We start from the raw sequence: 17,102 nt of genomic DNA, 5'->3' as shown, positions 1-17,102 counted from the left end.
TTAAGACTGTTTTTTTAACTGTAAAATAACAGCTTCATCTGGATCGATGTATACAGTCTTTTGTTCAAAGTAAATAACAAAACCAGGTTTAGCGCCATTTGGTTTTTTTACTTGACGTATTTCTGTGTAATCTACTGGAACAGAGGAAGATTCTCTTGCTTTTGAAAAATAGGCAGCAAGTGTTGCAGCTTCTCGTAATGTTGTTTCGTCAGGTTCGCTTGTATGGATGACAACATGTGAGCCTGGAATATCCTTCGTATGCAGCCAGATATCTGTGCGTTTAGCTAGTTTAAATGTAAGCATGTCATTTTGTTTGTTATTTTTCCCTACAGAGATCGCTACACCTGTAGAAGAAACATAACGTTCAGGTTCAGGCTTTGCTTGTTTTTTCTTTTTTCGTGCATGACGTATTTTCAAATAACCTTGTTCTGCTAATTCTTCGCGAATTTCTTCTATATCTCCAGGAGCAGCTTGTTGTACCTGCTGAGCAAGCATTTCAAAATAGGCTATTTCTTCCTTCGTTTTTTCTAACTGTTCTTGAACCATAATAAGGGCATTTTTTGCTTTTGTGTATTTTGTGTAATAGCTTTGAGCATTTTCCACAGGTGTTTTACGTTCACTCACTGGAATGGTGATTTCTTCATCTCCAGTTTCACTATAATAGTTAGTGACAGTTACTTCCTTTACACCTTTTTCAAACGCGTAAATATTCGCCATCAGTAATTCTCCATATAATTGGAACTGATCTAGCTTAGATGCGCGGTCGTAGTCTTTATTTAACTTTTTAGTTTTTAATATAAGCTTGTCAATTTCATTTTGCAGCCATCGCTCCAAATCACCTGCCTGCTGTTTAACACGATCACGCTCAGCTCGAGCGAAGAATACGCGGTCAAGTAGCTCATGGACATTTGGATAAAGCGTTACATCTCCTTGTAAATGTGTTAAAGCGATCGGTGAGAAGTAAGTTTTATTATTTGCGATGACATACATCGGCTTTGTTCCACCACTATTAAAGGAAGCTATAAAATTTTTAAAGCAATTTACATGATCATCTGTGCCTGTTAATCGGAATAATAATTCCTCAGCATGTATAGGGGAGAAACCAATAAATTGCGAAACTACTTCCTTAGCCGTTTTTGGTTCAGAGAAAAACAGTGTGAGCTGTTCGTCGGTTACTGCTAGAGGGTGCCATTTATTCTGTGCGGGCGGTGCGATATAAGGCTGCCCCGGTAACACTGTACGGAAACTATTCACAGAAGGTGGCAAATGCTTTAAGCTGTCGACTATTTTTCCCTGCTCTTTATCTATTAATAATAGGTTACTGTGACGGCCCATAATTTCAGCATGTAACTCCCTTACAATAGGGTCGCCAATCTCATTTTTACTTTCAATCTCTACTATTATAATGCGATCAAATTCGTGCTGTTTAATAGAAGCAATAAAACCACCCTCTATATGCTTTCTCAACAGCATACAAAACATAGGAGGTTCTGCTGGGTTGTCAATAGATTGCTCAGTGAGGTGAACACGTGCGTAAGAAGGATGAATCGAAAACAGTAATTTTTGATTGCTTCCGTTCGCACGGATATGTAGAACAACTTCCTGAGCGTTTGGTTGATGTATTTTAGTGATCCGACCTGTTACTAATTGTTGTAGGTCGGCTGTCATTGAATAAGTAAATAAGCCATCAAATGCCATATGAATTCCTCTTTCCAACGATATAAGCATCCTTGGTACTTTCGTATTTATTATATTTTAATGGTGCATTAGCTTCACATTCATCACCATAATGTGTGGTTGAATTTCCGTTCCGGCTGGGCGCTTTCCTGGGGGCGTCCGATGAGCCGCTTCACTCGCGCTGCTCGCTCCAGGGTCTCATCTGTGACGCTGATCCCCGAGGAGTCGCCCAGCCTCCACTCCAATCAACTTATATGCATGACATACGTTTTAGCAAAATGTCATCCCTAAATTCCGATGATGAATCAATTTTGTTAGAAATCACTTGTATGGCACATAACCATAACAGAGTGGTGATTTCCGTTCCGGCTGGGCGCTGATAAAAACTGAAATTGTTCCGATAAAACGTGATAATATTCCGATAAAAGCTAAAATTGTTCCGATAAAATGAGATATTGTTCCGATAAATCTTCAAAGTACGCATTTGAAAATAATGAGCCGCTAATTCCAAGAAGTCGCCCATTCTCCATTCTAATCAACTTCTAGACATAGCGTACATTTTAACAAATGTCATCTCTTTCTTTTGGTGATGAGTTTTTTCTTATGTTTATCATAGCATTTTTTAGGTGAATATTAAAATATAGCTTCATATGTGGTAGAATTAGCTTTTGCTCTATGTAATTTTTTCTGGAGAGACACGTCATAAACGACAGAGCTTATGTTATAATAATCCCAGTATGCAAAGAAAGGTGTGACGAACCTTGGTGCGTAGTATGACTGGTTTTGGCAGAGGTGTCACAACAACAAGAGACTTTCAATTAACTGTAGAAATGCGCTCGGTCAACCATCGATTTTTAGAAATTAATGCAAAATTCCCGAAAGAATGGCTTGAAGCAGAAATTTTTGCAAAGAAATTAATTTCGCAAGCTTTGTCACGTGGCAAAATTGATGTGATGGTTTATGTTAAGGATTTAGATAACGTCGAGCAATCTATTGAAATTAATTGGTCATTAATTGAAGCGTATCGTAAGGCAAAAGAGCAATTAGCAAGTAAAGTACCACTAGAAGAAAAATGGACGATGCAAGAGCTGCTATCGCTTGAACAAGCGCTTGTACAGGAAAAGCCACAGCTTACACCTGAGGATTTACTCGGTGCTGTTGAAAAGGCTATTACGCAAGCACTTGAACAGCTGATTCAAATGCGTGAGCGTGAAGGGCAAGAATTGCATGATGTTGTTGTACAATATAAAGAACAGTTAATGGAACAAGTGAACCACATTCGTTCATACGCCTCTCTTGCTGTTGAAAAGTATCGTACACGATTATTGGAACGAATTACTGAAGTGGCGGATGGAGCGTTGTTAGAAGAACGCCTACTTACCGAAGTAGCGATATTTGCAGAACGTGTCGACATCACCGAAGAATTGGACCGATTAGATAGTCACTTTAACCAATTGGAAGAAACATTACAAGAAACGATTTCGGTTGGCCGTAAATTAGACTTTTTAATGCAGGAAATACACCGTGAGATCAATACGATTGGTTCAAAAAATCAATCAACAGAGGCGGCCGTTGCGGTAGTTCAGGCGAAAACAATTTTAGAAAAGATGCGCGAGCAAGTTCAAAATATCGAATAGCTTGCTTTGTATCTGTTATAAATTAAGGGAGATATAGAGAATAAATGATAAAAGAACGTGGATTATTAATTGTTCTGTCTGGCCCATCTGGTGTAGGTAAAGGGACAGTGCGAAAAGAATTATTTTCTCAGCCGAATACGAATTATGAGTATTCCATCTCGATGACAACACGAAATCCTCGCGAAGGTGAAGTAGATGGTGTAGACTATTTTTTCAAGACGCGTGAAGAATTTGAAACGTTGATTGAACAGGGTGGCTTATTGGAGCATGCTGAATTTGTAGGGAATTATTACGGAACACCGTTAGCCTATGTAAATGAAACACTTGATGCAGGACGTGATGTGTTTTTAGAAATCGAAGTGCAAGGTGCTGCACAAATCCGCAAAAAGGCACCAGATGCATTATTTATTTTCTTAGCCCCACCAAGTTTAACGGAATTAAAGGATCGTTTAGTTGGTCGAGGGACAGAAACAGCAGAGGTTATTGCAAAACGTATAGCAACTGCAAGTGAAGAGCTTGAAATGATGAGCCTTTATGATTACGTAGTTGAAAATGATGAAGTGACAAATGCTTGTGATCGTATAAATGCGATTATTAAAGCCGAGCATTGTCGTAGAGAACGTGTTGAAAAAAGATATTTGTCAATGTTGAGAGGAGAATAAATCTATGTTATACCCATCAGTAGATACATTAAAAAAAGAAATCGATTCAAAATACTCATTAGTAAGTTTAGCATCTAAACGTGCTCGTCAAATGCAAGAGGAACAAGATACTGAACGCTTACACAAGTATGTTTCTCATAAATACGTAGGGAAAGCACTTGAAGAAGTAGCGGCAGGTGTACTTACGAAGGTATCACAGGATGAGTCAACTGTGTACGAAGACGAAATCTAACATTGATCAATAAGCATTTGCCAAATTAATGTTAAAGTCTGCCTGCAGTGGATTTTTGATTATACAGAATGCCGAGAGCTCCCGAGGAATTTTCCTTTGGGAGCTTATCATTTGAAAGGACGATTGTGCATGAATAAAAATATTTTACTTTGTGTTTCAGGTGGTATAGCGGTTTATAAGGCTGTCGCTCTAGTTAGCAAGCTATCTCAAGCTGGGGCAAATGTAAAGGTCATCATGACAGCATCAGCAAGACAATTTGTGAATCCATTGAGCTTTCAAGTTATGTCCAAAAATGATGTTTTTTTCGATACTTTTGATGAAAAGGATTCAAGTGTTATTGCCCATATTGATTTGGCAGATTGGGCAGATTTAGTTTTAGTTGCACCAGCTACTGCAAATGTTATAGGGAAGCTGGCGAATGGAATAGCGGACGATATGGTAACAACGACCTTGCTTGCAACAACTGCCCCTGTATGGCTAGCACCAGCGATGAATGTACATATGTATGACCATCCAGCGGTAAAACGAAATTTGGCTCAGTTACAATCTGATGGCTATCAATTTATTGAGCCTTCAGAAGGATTTTTGGCATGTGGCTATGTTGGTAAAGGACGTCTAGAAGAGCCAGAAAAAATAACAGCGATCGTGCAAGAGTTTTTTTCAGAGAAGGCAAAGCCATTAGCTAGTAAAACAGTAGTGGTCACAGCTGGAGCGTTTTATGTACCATTAGACGAGCACCATGTGATTAGTACGCAGTCGAATAGTAGAATTGGTCAGGCAATAGCAAAAGAGGCACAAACACTTGGAGCAAATGTCATCCTAATAGATGACAAAGAAACAAGCATGTATAAGCTTTTTGAACAGCTTGAGAATTATAAAAAACAATATCCATCCGCATTTTTTATCCATGCAGCAAATACGCCTACAATTGAAGAAGCACCGATATTATCTGTAGAAGGAATGACCGCAATAACTTTTGGACAAAAGGTTAAGGGTGAGCCAATGGTAACAATCATGTCAGACAAGTGGATTGATTTTAGTGACACGGCAGAAGTAAATGGTCAAATGTGGGATGCGACAGATGCTAAGCAATTCGCACAAGCATTTTGGACATATATATTACAGGGTGAGAAGCAATGAGTTTTTTGATTGCAGAGGTTATAGTGGATGTTTCAACTTACCATGTAGATCGTCCATTTGACTATGAAGTTCCTACAGAATGGGCACATGTTATAGAGATGGGCTGCCGTGTGAAAGTTCCGTTTGGGCCAAGAAATGTTCTCGGCTTTGTGGTCGGATTAAAAAATGAAACAGATGTACCGTCTAACAAATTAAAGTCTATTGCACAAATTTTAGATATTGAGCCTGTATTAACCGAAGAAATGCTGTTAATGGCAAAATGGCTGAAAAACGAAACGATTTGTTATGAAATTGATGCCTTACAGGTCATGCTACCATCAGCGCTTCGAGCGAAGTATGAAAAAATCATAACGCTACTAGAGGAGAAAGACGCTTTGCCAGATGAAGCGCAAGCTATTTTTGGAAAGCGACAACAGGCTAATTTCAAAGAATTCGAGCGTGCAGATTTACTTCCTTTATTAAAACAGCTTATCACTAATAAAATTGTAAAAATTGAAAATGTTGTGAAGCAGCAAGGTAATGTGAAAGAAATACGGATGGTCAAAATTTCAGATCATCAGCAAGATATCGACAAGGCCATGGTAGATGCAGCAAGAGCAGCCAAACAGCGCCAGCTGATTGAATGGATGGGCAGACACCTTGGAGAGGTTCTTTTGCCACAGAAAATTTATGAGGAAACAGGTGCATCTTCCGCGGTATTACAGTCAGTTATCGACAAAGGAGCCGCTCACTTTATACAAGAAGAGGTGTATCGAGACCCCTTTACGAAGGAGGTTTCCCGTACTCAATCTTTACAATTGACGGATGAACAGCACATAGCATTAAAGGCTATTACTGGATCGATGGAAGAACAGACAGCAAAAACTTTTTTGCTACATGGCGTCACGGGAAGTGGTAAAACTGAAATATATTTGCAAGCGATACAAAAGGTATTAGATGATGGTAAGGAAGCCATTATGCTAGTGCCTGAAATATCATTGACACCACAAATGACAGAGCGTTTTCGTAGTCGTTTTGGTGAGATGGTTGCTGTCATGCATAGTGGGTTATCTGTCGGTGAAAAGTATGATGAATGGCGTAAAATTCAGCAAGGAAAGGTAAGCGTTGTTGTTGGGGCTCGTTCGGCAATTTTTGCACCTTTTACAAATTTAGGTCTCATTATTCTAGATGAAGAGCATGAATCAACATACAAGCAAGAGGATTCACCGCGTTATCATGCTAGAGATGTAGCGATTTGGCGAAGTGAATTTTACAAATGTCCAGTTATATTAGGTAGTGCAACGCCTGCGCTTGAATCATTTGCGAGAGCGAAGAAGGGCGTATATAGTTTGTTATCATTAAAGCAACGTGCTTTGCATCAACCGTTACCAACTGTTTTTATTGCCGATATGCGAGAAGAACTTCAAAAAGGGAATCGTTCTATGTTTTCGGAGCAACTTATTGATGCTATACGTGTAAGGCTTGAGAAAAAAGAACAGATGGTGCTGTTTTTAAATCGTCGTGGCTATTCTTCTTTTGTGCTTTGTCGTGATTGTGGGACGGTTGTACAATGTCCGAACTGTGATATCTCGTTAACGTATCATCGAACAACAGAGAAATTAAAATGTCATTATTGCGGTTATGAGGAGCGTGTTCCTCAAATATGTCCACAATGCCAGAGTGAGCATATTCGTTATTTTGGTACGGGCACACAAAAAGTCGAAGAAGAAATTTATAAGCTATTTCCTGAGGCAAGGGTTCTCCGAATGGATGTTGATACAACAAAGCACAAAGGTGCACATGAAGAAATTTTGCAGGCATTTGGAGAAGAACAGGCAGATATTTTGCTAGGGACGCAAATGATTGCGAAAGGTCTTGATTTTCCTAATATTACGCTTGTTGGTGTACTTAGTGCTGATACATCTCTGCATCTACCCGATTATCGTGCAGCGGAGCGTACATTCCAATTATTAACGCAGGTTAGTGGTAGGGCTGGACGTCATGAAAAGCATGGTGAGGTAATTATTCAATCGTATACACCAGAGCATTATGCAATTGAATTGGCAAAAATACAAGATTACGAGCCATTTTACGAACGTGAAATGTTTTTACGCCGCCGCTCTAGCTATCCACCTTATTATTTTGTAGCACTTGTTCAAATATCACATGAAGATGTCATGATGGCGGCAGAGTATGCTGGACGTGCGGTGGATTGGCTAAGGGAAAACTTATCAAACCGAGTAGCAATTATTGGGCCAACAACTGCAAGCATTAGTCGTCTCCAAAATAGATATCGCTATCAATGTTTGATAAAATATAAAATTGAACCTAATCTAATCCCTGTATTACAGCGTCTTCTAGCGATGTATAGAGCGGAATGGATTAAACAGGGAATATTAATGACGGTAGATTTAGATCCGTCAACTATATAAAATGCTCCATCACCTAAATTTGAGCATGACTTTTTGTTGAAACGTATGTCATGGGGATAAGTTGATTGGAGTGGAGGTTGGGCGACTCCTCGGGGATTAGCGAATAGAGGAACGAAGGCTAATATCATCACATCTTGTGATAACGCCTTCGTGACTAACATCGTGCTGCTGCCGCTACGTTAGCACTACGCTTTCGCGCAAAAGACATCTGTTGGCCCGAGACCCTGCAGCGAAGCGAAGCGGCTCATCGAACGCCTCCAGGAAGCTTTGCTCTGTGCGAAAGCGAAGCGACAGCAATTGTTTTTTATCTGTGCGAAAGCGTAGCGACAGCAACAACAAAGCGCCCAACCGGAACGGAAATCAACCCCACATTATGATGTAGCGTTACAATTAGACAAGGTATAAGCCTTAATATAGAAATGAGGAACATAACATGGCAATTAAAAAAGTTGTAGAACATCCAGCAAAGATATTATCAACACCGTGCGCAGAAGTAACAGAAATTAATGAAGAAATTATTACATTACTAGATGATTTATATGACACAATGGTTGAATACGATGGCGTTGGTATTGCAGCACCACAAATAAATGTAGGATTACGTGTTGCAATTGTCGAGCTTGGCGAGGAACGAGATATTTTAGAAATGATTAATCCAACTATTATTGAAACGGATGGCGCTGAAGTAGATATTGAAGGATGCTTAAGCTTCCCGGGATTATACGGTGAGGTTGAACGACCTGACTATGTGAAAATTGAAGCATGTGACCGTGAAGGACGTGTATATGAGCTAGAAGCGGGAGGCTTTGATGCACGAGCAATTATTCATGAAATCGATCATTTAGATGGCGTGCTATTTGATTCTAAAATCAAACGCATTATCACTGAAGAAGAACTTGAAGCAATGTACGCTGAAGAGGAGGAATAACATGACTTCAATAATTTTCATGGGAACACCTGATTTCTCTGCGCCAATTTTGCGTATGCTACATCATGAAGGCTATGATATTAAAGCTGTAGTTACACAACCAGACCGTCCAGTTGGGCGTAAGCGTGTGCTAACACCACCACCTGTAAAGGCAGCAGCTATGGAGTTAGGTTTACATGTTATTCAGCCTGAAAAACTCCGCGGTTCTGAGGAATTGCAGCAAATTATTGATTTACAGCCTGACCTAATCGTAACAGCAGCTTTTGGCCAAATTTTGCCGAAAGAATTGTTAGATACACCACCGCTTGGTTGCATTAACGTCCATGCGTCACTTTTACCGAAATATCGTGGCGGAGCACCTATTCACCAAGCCATTATTGATGGTGAAAAAGAGACTGGTGTAACAATCATGTATATGGAGCAAAAGCTTGATGCCGGTGATATCATATCCCAAAAAGCCATCCCGATTGAAGAGGATGATCATACGGGTGGACTATTTGACAAGCTAAGTGTTGTAGGTTCTGATTTATTAAAAGATACGCTTCCTTCTATTATAAATGGAACAAATAGTCGTATAGTGCAGGATGAAGCACAAGTAACCTTTGCCAGCAATATTTCACGTGAGCAAGAACGTATCGATTGGACAAAGGATGCTACAACTTTATACAATCAAGTGCGTGGTCTTCATCCATGGCCAGTTGCCTATACAACATTTGAAGATGATAACTTTAAAATTTGGTGGGCACAGGTTGGTATCACTAAGCATGATGCTATACCTGGTGAGGTTGTTGCGATTTCAAAGGATCATTTTGAAGTTGCAGCAGGAAATGGTACAACACTTGCCCTGTATGATGTACAACCAGCTGGTAAAAAACGCATGATAGCAGAGGAATATTTGCGTGGTACAGGTTCTAAATTACAGATTGGGGACCAATTTAAATGAGTAAAAAAAGCGTAGTAATTTGGGATGGAAATGTGCGTGATGCTGCACTTTCTATTCTGTTAGCAGTGGATAAAAATCAAGCCTATAGTAATTTGCTTTTAAATGAAACGATCAAGCGCCATAAAATTGAAGCGAAGGATCGTGCGCTTTTAACAGAAATTACGTATGGCACTCTACAATATAAAATGACACTTGACTACTATTTAGAGCCATTTATTCGTGGTTCAGTGGATCATTGGGTGCGCTGGCTTTTACGTTTATCTTTATATCAAATGCATTATTTAACACGTATACCACCACATGCAGCGGTGAATGAAGCTGTAGAAATCGCTAAGCGTCGAGGTCACCAAGGGATAGCTTCAATGGTCAACGGTATTTTACGATCTATTTTACGTCAAGGTGTAGCTTCTACTGATGACATTAAAGATCCGATTGAGCGTCTTGCTATTGAAATGAGTCATCCAGAGTGGTTAGTGCAACGCTTTGTCGATAACTATGGTATGGAAGTAGCGGCTGAAATGTTACATGAAAATAATGTACCTCCGGTGCAGACTGTACGTGTAAATACGACGAAAGCAACCGTTGAGCAAGCGATTGCCAGCATAGAAGCGGAAGGGTTATCAGCGAAAAAAAGTGACCTGATGCCGGAATGCTTACATGTAACAAATGGTCAGCCAGCTCGAACGAAGGCTTTCCAAGAAGGGCTTATTACTATTCAGGATGAAAGCTCCATGATTCCAGCAAATGTGTTGCATCCATCTCCTGGCATGCGCGTCTTAGATATGTGTGCAGCTCCAGGTGGAAAGACAACACATATAGCTGAGATTATGAAAAATGAAGGTTCGATTTTAGCGACTGACCTTCACCCTCATAAATTAGATTTAATCGACCATAATACGAATCGTCTAGGGATTGATATAGTAGAGACTGCTCCAGTTGACGGACGTAAGGCACCGGATTATCTACAACTAGAATCATTCGACGCTATTTTAGTCGATGCGCCGTGTAGTGGTTTAGGTGTTATGCGCCGCAAGCCAGATATTAAATATACAAAACGTGAGGAAGATTTAGAAAACCTCCAAAAAATACAATTGGCGCTATTAGATGCTGCAACAAAAGTATTGAAAATAGATGGTAAGCTTGTGTACAGTACATGTACAGTCGATAAAAGGGAAAACGAAGGTACAGTAGAGGCCTTTTTAGCAACGCATCCAGAAATGGAAGCTATACAACTAGAATCTTTACCAACAAAATTAGCGGAAAAGCAAGCAAATGGCATGCTTCAAGTCTTTCCACAAGACTTTGGCAGTGACGGTTTCTTCGTTGCCGCCTTTCGTAAAAAAGGAGAATCCAACTAATGGTGGATCAAGATAAATTTAATGAGCGTATAAGCGACTTAGTTGAAGAAGCAGAAGACAAGCCTGTTCGACACGCAAAAAAAGAAAAACCAAATTTAAAGGAATCGGTATACTCATTACAGCCGAAACAGTTAGAAGAATGGTTAACGGAGAATGGTGAAAAATCGTTCCGTGCAGCACAAATTTTTGATTGGCTTTATAATAAACGAGTAAAAACATTTGAAGAAATGTCTAACCTTTCAAAGGGATTACGTGAAAAGCTTGAAGCAAGTTTTGCATTGACGACATTGTCAACAATTATTCAACAGGAATCAAAAGATGGTACGATCAAGTTTTTATTCCAATTACAAGATGGCTATTCGATTGAAACTGTATTAATGCGCCATGAATATGGGAATTCTATTTGTGTGACAACACAAGTAGGCTGCCGAATTGGCTGTACGTTTTGTGCGTCAACTTTAGGTGGATTAAAACGTCACTTACAAGCAGGGGAAATCGTGGAACAAGTTGTCAAAGTACAACAAACTTTAGATGAAGTGGGCGAGCGTGTGTCACATATCGTCATTATGGGTATTGGAGAACCTTTCGATAATTATGATGCGATGATGAACTTCTTAAAAGTCATCAACCATGAAAAAGGGTTAAATATTGGTGCGCGTCACATCACTGTCTCAACATCAGGGATTGTTCCAAAAATTTATCAATTTGCTGATGAACAGCTACAAATCAACTTTGCAGTATCCTTACACGCACCAAACCAAGAGGCTCGTCAAAAACTAATGCCAATTGCTCGTGCTTATAAGTTGGATGAATTAATGGAAGCCGTTCGTTACTATACCGAGAAAACTGGCCGACGTGTTACTTTTGAGTATGGTTTAATGTCTGGTGAAAATGATTCAGTTGAAATTGCAGAAGAATTATCTGCATTAATAAAAGGGCTTAAATGCCATGTGAACTTAATTCCTGTAAACTACGTACCAGAACGTGATTATGTTCGTACATCCCGTAGTCAAATTTTTGCCTTTGAAAAAACATTAAAGAAGAATGGGATTAACGTAACGATCCGCCGAGAACAAGGTTCTGATATTGCAGCTGCGTGTGGTCAATTACGTGCGCAAGAGAGATCTGAAGAGACGAGGTGACCAGTGTTGGAATACACAGTCGAAAGTGATATTGGGTTAAAACGAGCAATTAATGAAGACCGTGCGGCATTTTTTAAACGTCCAGACGGGCTTGCACTAGCACTTGTAGCAGACGGCATGGGTGGTCATAATGCTGGCGATGTAGCGAGTGATATGGCAATGAAACAGATAGAATCCGTTTTTTTACAGGCAGAGGCACATCATTTTGCATCAACAACAACAAAAAAAGAGTGGTTATTACAAGCAGTCAAGCAATTGAATAAAAGTATATACGACTATTCTTTATCACATGAAGACTGTAAAGGAATGGGCACGACGTTTATTGCAGTGTTAATTGAAGAAAATCATTGCTATATCGCACATGTTGGTGATAGTCGTGTGTATTATTTCTTTGATGATGGTGCACAACAAATAACAAGAGATCACTCCTATGTAAATGTTCTGGTTGAAAATGGTGAAATTAGTGAAGAGGAAGCCTTGACGCATCCGAAGAAAAATTTCATCTTAAAAGCTGTTGGTACAGAAGAAACGATTGAACCTGACTTTTATGAAGTTGATTTAGCATCAGAATCGTATTTACTCATTTGCTCTGACGGTTTAAGCAATAAACTTACAGTGTATGAAATGGCATCAATTATTACGTATCCAGATTCAATAGAAGAAAAAGGACGAAAACTTGTGGAATTAGCAAATGCAAGCGGGGGAGAAGACAATATCTCCCTCGTGCTACTCACAAGGCAAGATGAGGAGGTGTAAGTATGCTTGTAGGTAAACGAATTAGTGACCGCTATAAAATTATAGAGCTTATTGGTGGCGGTGGTATGTCCAATGTTTATTTAGCACATGACATGATTTTGAACCGTGATGTAGCGATTAAAATATTACGCTATGATTTTACCAATGAGGATGAATTGCATCGCCGTTTTCAACGTGAAGCACTTTCTGCTACAAGCCTTACACATCCAAATATCGTTAGTGTTTATGATGTAGGTGATGATGGTGATCTACATTATATTGTGATGGAGTATGTCCAAGGAAAAACATTAAAGCAGTACATACAGGAATTTGCACCAATTTCTCCGGCCAGAAGTGTGCATATTATGAAGCAGTTAACGTCAGCAATTGCCAATGCTCATGAAAATCATATTATCCACCGTGACATTAAACCTCAAAATATTTTAATGGATGCTGAAGGCAATGTGAAAATAACTGATTTTGGCATAGCGATGACGCTTAGTGCAACGTCATTTACACAAACGAACTCCGTGCTTGGAACGGTGCATTATTTATCACCAGAGCAGGCGCGTGGTGGTACGGCAACAAACAAATCTGATATTTATGCTCTGGGCATTGTTTTATATGAGTTATTAACTGGAGAATTGCCATTTTCAGGCGAGTCAGCAGTTTCGATAGCGCTTAAACATTTACAATCTGAGACACCGTCAGTCCGTGCATTCGATGCTACCATTCCACAAAGCGTGGAAAATGTTGTGCTAAAAGCTACGGCGAAAGATGCTGCTCATCGTTATTCAACGGTAGAAGAAATGCAAGCAGATTTAGAAACAATTTTATCGCCAAATCGTATTAATGAACCGAAGTTTGTCATACCGGAAGATAATGATGTGACAAAGGCTATTCCGATTATAAGAGAGCCAGTTATACGTAAAGACGAGGATTTAACGAAGACAAGAGCAATCGAACCAATTACGCAGTCAAAGCCGAAACCCGAGGCTAAGAAGCCAGTTGAAAAGGCAGCACCTGTAAAGAAAAAGATAAAATGGCCAATATATGTTGCTGGACTAGTAATAGCGGCTATCGCCATTTTCCTATTCTTTTATTTTGGCACAGATTTTTTTAGCCCTAAAAAGACACCTGTACCTAGTGTGGCTAATATGACAATTGAGGAAGCTACTAAGAAATTAGTGGCTGAAGGTTTTACTGTTGGTAAAGAACGTCAGGAGCGTTATGATGAGAATGTCGAAAAGGATAAGGTCATTGAAACGGACCCTGCGGAGGGTACAGAGCGTGTAAAAGGTACGGAAATAGACTTAATCGTCAGTCTTGGAAAAGAAACGACAAAAGTGGAAGATTATAGAGGGCAGCAAATTAGCCAAGTCAAATCAATGATAAAGGGTAAATTTTTAGAGCCAGAAATTAACTACGTGCATTCAACAGAGCCAGAAGGCACAATTATTGAGCAAGAGCCGAAACCTCCAGAAGAAGTAATTGCTAAAGATACAACGATGAAATTTACGGTAAGCGCAGGAGTGCAAATGGTTACAGTAGGTAATGTTGTAAATTACACGAAGGCTCAAATGGATGACTATGTAAGAAGAAATGGCTTAAAATGGAGTATTGCTCGTGAAGACTATAATGATACAGTAGCTGCTGGAAGTGTTATTTCGCAATTGACAAAATCCGGGACTGAAGTTGAAGTAGGATCTACAATCGTTGTTGTCATAAGTAAGGGACCTGCCGAAAAACCTAAAAAAACTATGGTGAAAACTGTAGCTGTGAAAATACCATATGAACCAGCTGAGGAAGGTATGGTGCAAACTATTCGTATTGAAATTCAAGATAAAAACCATACAATGTCATCAGTAGCCGATACATTTACTATTACAGCTGATAAAGACTATAAAATACAGCTTGTCATTGAAGAGGGCGAAGTAGGCGCATATAGAATTATTCGTGATTCAGAAATTATTGATGAAAACAGATACAACTCCGACGATGTCAAATAAGGGGGAATTGGATGGCTCAAGGCCAAATTCGTAAAGCATTAAGCGGTTATTATTATGTATATGATGGACAACAACTAATACAATGTCGAGGACGTGGGGTATTTCGTAATCGTGGGGAATCCCCACTCGTTGGCGACAATGTAGAATATACTCTGGAAACAGAGGGATCAGACGGCACTATTCAAAAAATTATGGAACGCCAAAATGAATTAGTACGTCCTCCAATAGCCAATATTGATCAAGGTATTTTGGTGTTTTCTGTCAAAGAACCTAATTTTAATACAATTTTACTGGATCGTTTCTTAGTTGTTTTAGAGTCATTTCATGTTCATCCGATTATTTGTTTAACAAAGATGGATTTGCTAAAAGACCATGAACGTAAGGAATTACAAGGTTATATAGCAGATTATGAAAGTATGGGTTATACCGTACTGCAAACCTATAAGGATGAGGAAGAATTAGTTGATCGTCTACAACCTATTTTAAAGGGAAAAAGTTCCGTGTTAGCAGGGCAATCTGGAGTTGGGAAATCCACACTACTGAATACATTGATTCCAGATTTAAATTTGAAAACCGGAATTATTTCACAAAGCTTAGGGCGTGGAAAACATACGACTCGCCACGTTGAGTTAATCGAGGTATGTGACGGCTTATTAGCAGATACGCCAGGATTTAGTTCATTTGATTTTGATGATATAGAGAAAGAAGAATTAGGCGCATGCTTCCCTGAAATGGTCCGTATTGCAGATGATTGTAAATTTAGAGGCTGTTTACACTTAAAGGAACCAAAATGTGCAGTAAAGGCAGCGGTGGAAACAGGAGAAATTCGTGACTATCGTTATAAACACTACGAACAATTTATGCAAGAAATTATGGATCGAAAGCCGAGGTATTAATGATGATACAAATAGCACCATCAATTTTAGCAGCTAACTTTGCTAAATTAGGAGAAGAAGTAAAGGAAGTTGAAAAGGCAGGGGCACAGCTTATTCATATCGACGTTATGGATGGTCATTTTGTGCCAAATATTTCTTTTGGCTCTATCGTATTAGACGCCATTCGTCCTTTAACTGATTTACCGCTAGACGTTCATTTAATGATCGAAAATCCTGATCAATATATTGAACAATTCGCCAAAGCAGGAGCGGACTATATTACGGTGCATGTAGAAGCTTGTCGCCATTTACACCGTACGATTCAATTAATTCGCTCATATGGAGTCAAACCAGGTGTTGTATTAAATCCACATACACCAATAGAATCTATTCAACACATTTTAGAAGATATTGATATGGTGTTGTTCATGACAGTGAATCCGGGGTTTGGTGGACAAAAATTCATTCATTCTGTTGTGCCAAAAATTGAAGCATTAGCAGCTATTATTAAAGAACGTAATCTAGATATTGCTATAGAGATCGACGGTGGCATTAATGCAGAGACAATTATTCCTTGTGCACAAGCAGGAGCAACAATTTTTGTAGCTGGTTCCGCTATTTATAGTAAAGAAGATCGTTCCGCGGCCTTACAAGAAATTTTAGCCGCTGGTGAGGCAGCGATTCAAGGATGACAGTAGTCGTTGTTTGTGCAGGTGGACCAAAAGAGGAACTCTGTTCATTTAGTCCGTATAAAGAGCAAAGTGATGTGTTATTTATCGGAGCAGACCGAGGAGCACTATACTTAATCGAACAAGGAATTACACCACATGCCATAGTAGGAGATTTTGACTCACTATCGCAAGAGGAATACGAGCTGGTGATGGCACATACAAATGATAGACAACGATTCCAGGAAGAAAAAGATGAAACAGACACGGACTTAGCGTTATTAAAAGCCTTGACCTATACACCGCTAGAAATTGTACTTACAGGTGTTACAGGTGGACGTTTAGATCATTATGAGGCAGCAGTTCGTTCGATTTATCGTTTACAAAAAGAGCATCCGCAGGTAGTATTGAAGATTATTAATCATGCAAATATGATGCAATTTTTAATGCCAGGCAAGCACATCATTGAAGCAGACGAGCAATATCGTTATTTGTCTTTCTTTGCACACGAAGAGCCGATTAAAGATGTGACATTAAGGCAAGTAAAGTATGAAACAACAAATGAAAAAATCTCTCTCGGTACATCCCGCTTTACAAGTAATGAAATAATAGGTGAATCAGGGTCTATATCTTTCTCGCAAGGCATATGTTTAATGATAAGAAGCATAGATTAGCGTAAGGGGGA

The 17,102-nt window shown here is 39.4% G+C and carries 15 protein-coding genes; 14 read left to right on the top strand and 1 reads right to left on the bottom strand.

Translation table 11 applies throughout. The annotated features are described in order from the left end of the window. Positions 1 to 1,698 carry an NFACT family protein gene (locus AMS59_RS08745; protein ID WP_053483352.1) on the bottom strand — a complete coding sequence of 566 codons (1,698 nt, stop codon included), beginning with the start codon at positions 1,696 to 1,698 and terminating at the stop codon, positions 1 to 3. A gap of 740 nt (positions 1,699 to 2,438) precedes the next feature. On the opposite strand from AMS59_RS08745, the gene AMS59_RS08740 reads away from it, so the two are divergent. From AMS59_RS08740 to AMS59_RS08675, 14 genes are all read left to right on the top strand, one after another. Then, positions 2,439 to 3,314, top strand: a complete 876-nt coding sequence (locus AMS59_RS08740) for a YicC/YloC family endoribonuclease (protein ID WP_053483351.1) — start codon at positions 2,439 to 2,441, stop codon at positions 3,312 to 3,314. Positions 3,315 to 3,358: 44 nt separating this feature from the next. Continuing rightward, a complete protein-coding gene (gene gmk, locus AMS59_RS08735) occupies positions 3,359 to 3,976 on the top strand; it encodes a guanylate kinase (protein WP_053483350.1) in 618 nt (205 codons plus the stop codon). 4 nt (positions 3,977 to 3,980) lie between these two features. After that, positions 3,981 to 4,208, top strand: a complete 228-nt coding sequence (gene rpoZ, locus AMS59_RS08730; protein ID WP_053483349.1) for a DNA-directed RNA polymerase subunit omega — start codon at positions 3,981 to 3,983, stop codon at positions 4,206 to 4,208. A gap of 129 nt (positions 4,209 to 4,337) precedes the next feature. Continuing rightward, positions 4,338 to 5,348, top strand: coding sequence for a bifunctional phosphopantothenoylcysteine decarboxylase/phosphopantothenate--cysteine ligase CoaBC (gene coaBC, locus AMS59_RS08725; RefSeq protein ID WP_053483348.1), 1,011 nt, complete (start codon positions 4,338 to 4,340; stop codon positions 5,346 to 5,348). After that, positions 5,345 to 7,759, top strand: coding sequence for a primosomal protein N' (gene priA / locus AMS59_RS08720; protein WP_082337436.1), 2,415 nt, complete (start codon positions 5,345 to 5,347; stop codon positions 7,757 to 7,759). Before coaBC ends, priA begins: the two co-directional genes overlap by 4 nt. Positions 7,760 to 8,192: 433 nt before the next feature. Next, positions 8,193 to 8,687 (top strand): peptide deformylase, encoded by a 495-nt coding sequence (gene def / locus AMS59_RS08715; protein ID WP_053483347.1) that lies wholly within the window; start codon positions 8,193 to 8,195, stop codon positions 8,685 to 8,687. Position 8,688: 1 nt separating this feature from the next. After that, positions 8,689 to 9,630 carry a methionyl-tRNA formyltransferase gene (gene fmt / locus AMS59_RS08710; protein ID WP_053483346.1) on the top strand — a complete coding sequence of 314 codons (942 nt, stop codon included), beginning with the start codon at positions 8,689 to 8,691 and terminating at the stop codon, positions 9,628 to 9,630. Further along, positions 9,627 to 10,988, top strand: a complete 1,362-nt coding sequence (rsmB, locus tag AMS59_RS08705) for a 16S rRNA (cytosine(967)-C(5))-methyltransferase RsmB (protein ID WP_053483345.1) — start codon at positions 9,627 to 9,629, stop codon at positions 10,986 to 10,988. Before fmt ends, rsmB begins: the two co-directional genes overlap by 4 nt. Continuing rightward, positions 10,988 to 12,130: a 23S rRNA (adenine(2503)-C(2))-methyltransferase RlmN gene (gene rlmN / locus AMS59_RS08700; protein WP_053483344.1), complete on the top strand. Its 1,143-nt coding sequence runs from the start codon at positions 10,988 to 10,990 to the stop codon at positions 12,128 to 12,130. The genes rsmB and rlmN overlap by 1 nt, the downstream gene beginning before the upstream one ends. 6 nt (positions 12,131 to 12,136) lie before the next feature. After that, on the top strand, positions 12,137 to 12,886 hold the full coding sequence (locus AMS59_RS08695; RefSeq protein ID WP_053483343.1) for a Stp1/IreP family PP2C-type Ser/Thr phosphatase: 750 nt from the start codon (positions 12,137 to 12,139) through the stop codon (positions 12,884 to 12,886). Between the two features lie 2 nt (positions 12,887 to 12,888). Beyond that, the gene (gene pknB / locus AMS59_RS08690) at positions 12,889 to 14,874 is read left to right on the top strand and encodes a Stk1 family PASTA domain-containing Ser/Thr kinase (RefSeq protein WP_053483342.1); all 1,986 of its coding nucleotides are present in this window, start codon (positions 12,889 to 12,891) and stop codon (positions 14,872 to 14,874) included. Positions 14,875 to 14,885: 11 nt separating this feature from the next. Beyond that, on the top strand, positions 14,886 to 15,770 hold the full coding sequence (rsgA, locus tag AMS59_RS08685; RefSeq protein WP_053483341.1) for a ribosome small subunit-dependent GTPase A: 885 nt from the start codon (positions 14,886 to 14,888) through the stop codon (positions 15,768 to 15,770). A gap of 2 nt (positions 15,771 to 15,772) precedes the next feature. Then, the gene (gene rpe / locus AMS59_RS08680; protein ID WP_053483340.1) at positions 15,773 to 16,441 is read left to right on the top strand and encodes a ribulose-phosphate 3-epimerase; all 669 of its coding nucleotides are present in this window, start codon (positions 15,773 to 15,775) and stop codon (positions 16,439 to 16,441) included. After that, entirely contained in the window at positions 16,438 to 17,091 is a 654-nt protein-coding gene (locus tag AMS59_RS08675) for a thiamine diphosphokinase (protein WP_053483339.1), read from the top strand. The genes rpe and AMS59_RS08675 overlap by 4 nt, the downstream gene beginning before the upstream one ends. Positions 17,092 to 17,102 lie beyond the last annotated feature (11 nt).

Source organism: Lysinibacillus sp. FJAT-14745, from assembly GCF_001275675.1.
In the GTDB taxonomy this organism is placed as follows: domain Bacteria; phylum Bacillota; class Bacilli; order Bacillales_A; family Planococcaceae; genus Lysinibacillus.
Note: the sequence above shows the minus strand (reverse complement) of the source record. Positions and strands in the feature narration are given on the sequence as shown.